This is a genomic window from Paenibacillus sp. MZ04-78.2 (assembly GCF_024213375.1).
GTDB lineage: Bacteria > Bacillota > Bacilli > Paenibacillales > NBRC-103111 > Paenibacillus_G.
On record NZ_JANAVJ010000030.1, the window covers coordinates 56,722 to 63,547 of the forward strand.

General features: G+C 50.4%; 6 protein-coding genes, 1 tRNA gene and 1 rRNA gene. All 8 read right to left on the reverse strand.

The features are described from left to right. Nucleotides 1–17 precede the first annotated feature (17 nt). Nucleotides 18–365 (reverse strand): hypothetical protein, encoded by a 348-nt coding sequence (locus tag NLX71_RS18885; RefSeq protein ID WP_254365345.1) that lies wholly within the window; start codon nt 363–365, stop codon nt 18–20. 276 nt (nt 366–641) lie between these two features. Beyond that, nucleotides 642–731: transfer RNA gene (locus NLX71_RS18890), tRNA-Ser, on the reverse strand. Nucleotides 732–778: 47 nt separating this feature from the next. Further along, nucleotides 779–2,059 (reverse strand): serine--tRNA ligase, encoded by a 1,281-nt coding sequence (gene serS / locus NLX71_RS18895; protein ID WP_254365346.1) that lies wholly within the window; start codon nt 2,057–2,059, stop codon nt 779–781. After that, on the reverse strand, nt 2,053–2,643 hold the full coding sequence (gene pdxT / locus NLX71_RS18900) for a pyridoxal 5'-phosphate synthase glutaminase subunit PdxT (RefSeq protein ID WP_254365347.1): 591 nt from the start codon (nt 2,641–2,643) through the stop codon (nt 2,053–2,055). The genes serS and pdxT overlap by 7 nt, the downstream gene beginning before the upstream one ends. A 39-nt stretch (nt 2,644–2,682) precedes the next feature. Continuing rightward, nucleotides 2,683–3,564, reverse strand: a complete 882-nt coding sequence (gene pdxS, locus NLX71_RS18905; RefSeq protein ID WP_254365348.1) for a pyridoxal 5'-phosphate synthase lyase subunit PdxS — start codon at nt 3,562–3,564, stop codon at nt 2,683–2,685. Nucleotides 3,565–3,684: 120 nt separating this feature from the next. Beyond that, a complete protein-coding gene (locus NLX71_RS18910) occupies nt 3,685–4,977 on the reverse strand; it encodes a D-alanyl-D-alanine carboxypeptidase family protein (protein ID WP_254365349.1) in 1,293 nt (430 codons plus the stop codon). Nucleotides 4,978–5,108: 131 nt separating this feature from the next. Beyond that, the gene (gene guaB, locus NLX71_RS18915; protein WP_254365350.1) at nt 5,109–6,566 is read right to left on the reverse strand and encodes an IMP dehydrogenase; all 1,458 of its coding nucleotides are present in this window, start codon (nt 6,564–6,566) and stop codon (nt 5,109–5,111) included. Nucleotides 6,567–6,749: 183 nt separating this feature from the next. Beyond that, nucleotides 6,750–6,826, reverse strand: a 5S ribosomal RNA gene (gene rrf / locus NLX71_RS27325); the annotation flags it as partial.

The window sequence follows — 6,826 nt, forward strand, 5'->3', positions numbered from 1 at the left end:
ACGTAACCTTCCTCCGTTTAGCTATGCGTAAAAGCATGAAGCTGCTGGGCACATTCATGGATATGTCTCACATAATCGTCCGCAAGCGTTTGAATGACGTCGGTCCGCTCGTCGACAGCCGTCCCTTCCCTCTCAACGTCGACCAGTTCCACCTGCACTTCCCGGGAATCGACATACGTACATTTAAAATCGAAGCTGTAATTGCTCCGTCCGGCTGTCGCGATATGAACCCGAATAACGTTCGCTTCCGCTTCATCCGCCTTCACTTCCGCACGGTCCGAGGCGTTCAGGACGGTCGGCAGCGTTCTCGTCCAAGCTTCCGCCAAACGTTGATTGTCCACTTGCAAGCTATCCTTTTTGCTCATGAGTCGCACCTCCATGGTTGTTAACATGCGGAGTCCGCGACCCTCTTATACCAAGGATGAAGCAGCAAAAAAAGCCATCAAAAAAACGACCTCTCTCAAGGTCGTTTTCATATCTTAAAAATATGGCGGAGAGGGTGGGATACGTCCACTTCGTGGCCGACTGCGATGTATCGCTATCGAAGCATATGCTCCGACGAACCTCCGGTTCTCATCCCACCTGCTTGCTCCCCCATACAAAAAACGACCCTTGGGGTCGTGGTCGTATACTTGTATGTATGGCGGAGAGGGTGGGATTCGAACCCACGGTGCCCTCACGGACACGGCGGTTTTCAAGACCGCTGCCTTAAACCACTCGACCACCTCTCCGGGTGACACCAAGCATTGTATCATAAATCAAAAAGCTTTTTCAAGCTCTATTTCTTGCTGATCCGCGTAATATTCCCCATATAAGGCTGTAACACTTCCGGAATCAGCACGCTGCCGTCTTCCTGCTGGTAATTTTCGAGAATCGCAGCGACCGTCCGGCCCAGCGCCAGACCCGATCCGTTCAGCGTATGAACGAATTCCGGTTTCGCTTTCGCATCGCGGCGGAAGCGGATGTTCGCGCGGCGCGCCTGGAAATCTTCGAAGTTGCTGCACGACGAGATCTCACGGTAGGTATTGCTACTAGGCAGCCATACCTCCAGATCGTACGTCTTCGACGAGGTGAAGCCCAAATCGCCTGTACAAAGCGCCATGACGCGGTAAGGAAGCTTCAGGAGCTGCAGCACCTTCTCCGCCTCGCCAGCCAGCTTCTCAAGCTCCTCGTTCGACTGCTCCGGAAGAACCATCTTCACGAGTTCTACCTTGTTGAACTGATGCTGACGAATGAGTCCGCGAGTATCGCGCCCGGCCGAACCGGCCTCGGAACGGAAACAAGCGCTGAACGCCACGAAATATTTCGGCAGATCCTCCAGAGCCAAAATGTCGTCCCGATGGTAATTCGTCACCGGCACCTCGGCGGTCGGAATCATGAAATAGTCCACGCCTTCGATTTTGAACACATCTTCTTCGAACTTTGGCAGCTGCCCGGTTCCCGTAAGACTATCGCGGTTTACGAGGTACGGAGGAAGCATTTCCGTATACCCGTGCTCGTTCGCATGCAGGTCCATCATAAAATTGATCAGAGCCCGCTCCAGACGCGCCCCAAGCCCTTTATAGAACACGAACCGGGAGCCTGTAACCTTCGCCGCCGCTTCAAAATCCAAAATATCAAGCTCTTGCGCCGTTTCCCAGTGCGGCTTCGGCTCGAAAGAAAAGGACGGTACTTCACCTACCCGGCGAATCTCTACGTTATTCTCTTCCGAACCGCCTACTGGCACGTCGGCTTGCGGCATATTCGGAATCGCCAGAAGGATAGTATCCAGTTCGGCTTCCAGAACGCGAATTTCCTCATCCAACGACTTGATCCGATCGCCAACAACCTTCATCTCTTCGATCAAGTGATCGGCGTTTTCTTTCGCCTTTTTCAGTTGCGCCACTTCTTGCGAAACGACGTTTCTGCGGTTTTTCAATTGTTCCGTTTCTTGCAAAAGCTCTCTGCGCTTCAAATCCAGACTCGTAAAACGGTCCAGCTCCTCCAAGTTTTTGCCCCGGTTGGCCATCCCTTGTTTTACTTTGTCCAAATCTGCGCGTAGCAATTTTATATCTAACAAGGAGATCCCTCCTGCTTCATCTCACGTACCATGTCCAAAAAATAAGCGTGCATTCGTTCATCGTCGGTCAGTTCCGGATGAAACGATGCAGCCAGCAAATGCCCTTGACGGGCTGCAACGACCTGGTCACGGTACGTCGCCAACACTTCCACGCCTTCACCCACCTGTTCGATCAGAGGCGCACGGATGAATACCGCGCGCACATCCCGATCGACGCCTTTAATATCCAAGTCCGTCTCAAAGCTTTCCCGCTGCCGACCAAAAGCATTGCGCGCAACCTGAATATTCATCAGCCCAAGGTGAGCCTCTTCCTGCCCTGCAATATGTTTTGCGAGCACAATCAGTCCTGCACATGTGCCGAAAAGCGGCTTGCCCTGCCGCGAAAATTCGCGTAGGGCATCTATGAATTGATAGGTTCGCATCAGCTTGCCGATCGTCGTGCTTTCGCCGCCCGGAATAATGATTCCGTCAATCTCCGCCAGTTGCTCCGTCCGCTTCACCGCGACGCCGGTGCCACCGGCTTTTTCGATCATGCGGATATGCTCGGTTACGGCGCCCTGCAGCGCCAAAACACCTATGTTCATCCCTCTGTACCTTCTTCCCGAGAAACAAGCTCCAGCCGGCTACCAGCCGCGCTCCTGCATCCGTTCGGATACATGCAGCTTAGAGATTTCGATGCCCTTCATCGGCGTACCAAGATTTTTCGAAATATTGGCAATCAGCTCAAAATCCGTATAATGCGTCGTAGCCTCAACGATCGCTTTTGCGAATTTCTCCGGATTTTCCGATTTGAAAATACCCGATCCTACAAACACGCCATCGGAGCCCAAATGCATCATAAGCGCGGCATCCGCAGGAGTCGCTACACCACCGGCCGCAAAGTTGACGACTGGCAATTTTCCGGTTTCGTGCACTTGCAACAGCAGCTCGTAAGGGGCACCCAAGTTTTTGGCTTCCGCCATCAGCTCGTCCTTGGACAAGCTTTGGATTTTGCGGATTTGGCCCGTGATCATACGCATATGACGAACGGCCTCAACAATATTGCCCGTTCCCGGTTCGCCCTTCGTACGGATCATCGAAGCACCTTCACCGATCCGGCGAAGCGCCTCGCCGAGGTCTCTTGCGCCGCACACGAACGGTACTGTAAATTCCTTTTTATTGATGTGGAACACTTCATCGGCAGGAGTCAATACTTCGCTCTCGTCGATATAGTCCACGCCCATCGATTCGAGTACCTTTGCTTCAACAAAATGCCCGATACGCGCCTTGGCCATAACCGGAATGGAAACAACTTTCATGACTTCTTCTACGATGGTAGGGTCAGCCATCCGGGCAACGCCACCAGCCGCGCGAATATCCGAAGGAACTCTTTCCAATGCCATAACGGCAGAAGCGCCTGCAGCTTCAGCAACGCGCGCTTGCTCTGCACTCATGACGTCCATAATGACGCCGCCTTTTTGCATTTCGGCCATGCCTTTTTTAACGCGAGATGTACCTGTTTCCATATCCGATTCCTCCTGGGAACATATCGTTAATATTACTTCCGTCCACTTGAAATTAGGACAAACTACTAAACAATTATTTTACAGCAAGCGCTTCAATTTAACAACCCGTTCGCCTTGATTTTATCCCTTTTTGGCACCGCTGAACAGATCGACGAAGAAGTCTTTAATCGCCCGGAACAACAACCGGAACCAACTGCCCTTCTCCACTTCCTCCGCGGCAACCAGGTTGACCGGATATTCTTTGCCGCCATACGATACTTTTGCCGTTCCAAGAACTTGCCCTTGAGCAATTGGAGCGACAAGCTTGCTGTCATCCGCCAGCGGCTCCGCCGTGATTTGGAATTGCTCTTTCGATGTGCCTTTTTTCGCGATAATTCTAAGTTCGGATTGCGTAACGACCGGAACTTCCGTGGTAACGCCTTTTTTAATATTGACTGTTTTCAATTTTTCTATTTCCTGTTTCGCATTCAACACAGGCACGAATTCGAAATTCGTAAAGCCGTAGTCAAGCACTTTGCGCGTTTCGATAAAGCGGTCCGGTTCCTTCGGAGCGCCCATAATGACACTTATTAGACGCATTCCGTTACGCTCGGCTGTGCCTGTGAAGCAATAAAGCGCTTCTTTCGTACTGCCTGTCTTCAGACCGTCAAGTCCCTGGTAAGCATACTTTTTAAAATTGACATTATCCTTGTTTCCTTCCAACATCCAGTTAAAGTTAATCATCGGTGACTTGTCCTTCTCGCGGAACTTCCTGGACAGGGTCGCCGTGTATTTCAATACTTCCTTATGGTCCTTAATAAGATTATAAGCGATAAGAGCGGTATCTCTGGCTGTCAGCATCGTTTCGCCTTGCACTTCTTTAGGCGCATATTTCCCCATATCCACTCTTGGCAAGCCAGTCGCATTTATAAAATGAGCCTTGTCCGAAAGCCCGAACTGTTTTGCTTTCTCGTTCATCATCTTGGCGAATAGTTCTTCGCTGCCCGCAATTCTTTCTGCTAGCGCCACTGAAGCGTCGTTCGCCGAATAGATCGACATTGCGGCAAACATATCATCTACAGAAGCTTGTTCATTCAAAGCCAGCAGACCGCCTGAACCGATGACATCGGCTGCGTTTGGAGTTGTATTCACCATTTCCGTAGAACTAAGCTTTCCGCTTTTAATAGCTTCCATCACCAAATATTCGGTCATCATTTTCGACATACTGGCGGGAGGATACGCTTCGTCCGCATTCATTTCATATAAGACTTGCCCGGTACTCGCTTCCATGAGAATCGCAGATCTGACATTGAGCTTCAAATCTACCGGGGCATCCGCTGCTAGTACGGAAGCGGATTGTACCAGAACAAGAGTGGCGTTCAGCAAAAGAGTCGCAGCTACGATCGAACAAACGCGTTTTACTTTAAAAAACAACCAACTCACTCCTAAAAAAAATTTTATAAAAATAACGTACGTTTAATTGTACCACAAGCCTCTTTCGCTTTACAAAAGCAAAAACGGAAGCCCCAGGCTTCCGTTCTTTTTTGCACGATCCCTTCGTAGGACTACAACGAATAGTTTGGAGCTTCTTTTGTTATTTGAACATCATGCGGATGGCTTTCCCGAAGGCCCGCCCCCGTAATGCGGGTAAAGGATGTTTCGTTGATAAGCGCCAGAATATCTTTAGCCCCGCAGTAGCCCATCCCGGAACGCAGCCCGCCAACCAGCTGATAAAGCGTATCGGCCAACGGTCCTTTATAAGCAACTCTACCCTCGATACCTTCCGGTACAAGCTTGCTTTCGTTCTCTTGGAAATAGCGGTCTTTGCTGCCTTGCTTCATTGCGCCAATCGATCCCATTCCCCGATAAACCTTATAGCGGCGGCCTTGGAATATTTCCGATTCGCCCGGACTCTCTTCCGTACCGGCGAATAAGCTGCCGAGCATGACCGCGCTGGCTCCAGCTGCGATCGCTTTGACGACGTCTCCGGAATATTTAATACCGCCATCGGCAATGATCGGCACGTTGTACTGCCTCGCAACCGTCGCGCAATCGTAAATCGCCGTAATTTGCGGTACGCCAATACCTGCGATCACCCGCGTCGTACAAATGGAGCCTGGCCCGATTCCGACCTTCACCATGCTTGCTCCGGCCTCGATCAGATCCTTCGTCCCTTCGCCAGTCGCCACATTGCCAGCACAAATTGACAGGTCAGGGTACTGCTCGCGAATTTTGCGGACGGTGTTAATTATATTGATATGGTGTCCGTGCGCCGAGTCAACGACGATCAAATCCGCGCCGGCTTCGACCAACGCTGCCGTACGCTCCATGACATCCTTGGCTACGCCTACCGCGGCGCCGGCCAGCAGACGGCCTTGTTTGTCTTTTGCCGAGTTCGGGAACTGAATGGCCTTCTCGATATCTTTAATCGTAATCAAGCCCTTAAGAATCCCATTCTCGTCAACCAAAGGAAGCTTCTCGATCTTATGCTGCTGTAGGATGCCTTCTGCTTGTTGGAGCGTCGTGCCTACAGGAGCCGTTACGAGATTATCTTTCGTCATCACTTCTTTAATTTTAATCGAATAATCATGAACGAAGCGCAGATCTCGATTTGTTAAAATACCGACAAGCTTCTTGTTCTCGTCGCAAATCGGCACACCGGAAATCCGATATTTAGCCATCAACTCTTCGGCATCATAGACATGATGCTCCGCAGTAAGGGAAAATGGATTAGTGATTACGCCGCTTTCCGAGCGCTTTACCCGATCCACTTCCTCCGCCTGCTGCGCAATCGTCATATTCTTGTGGATGACCCCGATTCCGCCTTCTCGAGCGATAGCGATTGCCAAAGCCGATTCCGTTACCGTATCCATGGCCGAGCTTAAAAAAGGAATGTTCAGATTGATGTGGTTTGTCAGTTTTGTCGATATGTCGATTTCCTTACCGAACACGTCCGATTTTCTCGGTACCAGCAATACATCGTCAAATGTCAAACCTTCTTTGGCAAACTTAGTCTCCCACACAAAAATAATCCTCCTTATTTTTTTCATGCTATACATGCCGCAAGATATTAATAGCAATCTTATCAAAAGCCCAATTTTAGTGTCAAGCAAAAAGTCATGAAGTTTCCATGGCAATTTATATTTAGTATGCCAATTTCCATAAGAAAAAGAGCCTCTCCGGATAAAATCCGAAGAAGCTCTTCTGCTTGGCGACGTCCTACTCTCCCAGGACCCTGCGGTCCAAGTACCATCGGCGCTGGAAGGCTTAACGTTCGTGTTCG

Bases quoted from the DNA above. Each gene is read 5' to 3' on its own strand.
- pdxS (WP_254365348.1), bottom strand. From the start codon at position 3,564: ATGGAAACAGGTACATCTCGCGTTAAAAAAGGCATGGCCGAAATGCAA.
- pdxT (WP_254365347.1), bottom strand. From the start codon at position 2,643: ATGAACATAGGTGTTTTGGCGCTGCAGGGCGCCGTAACCGAGCATATC.
- NLX71_RS18885 (WP_254365345.1), bottom strand. From the start codon at position 365: ATGAGCAAAAAGGATAGCTTGCAAGTGGACAATCAACGTTTGGCGGAA.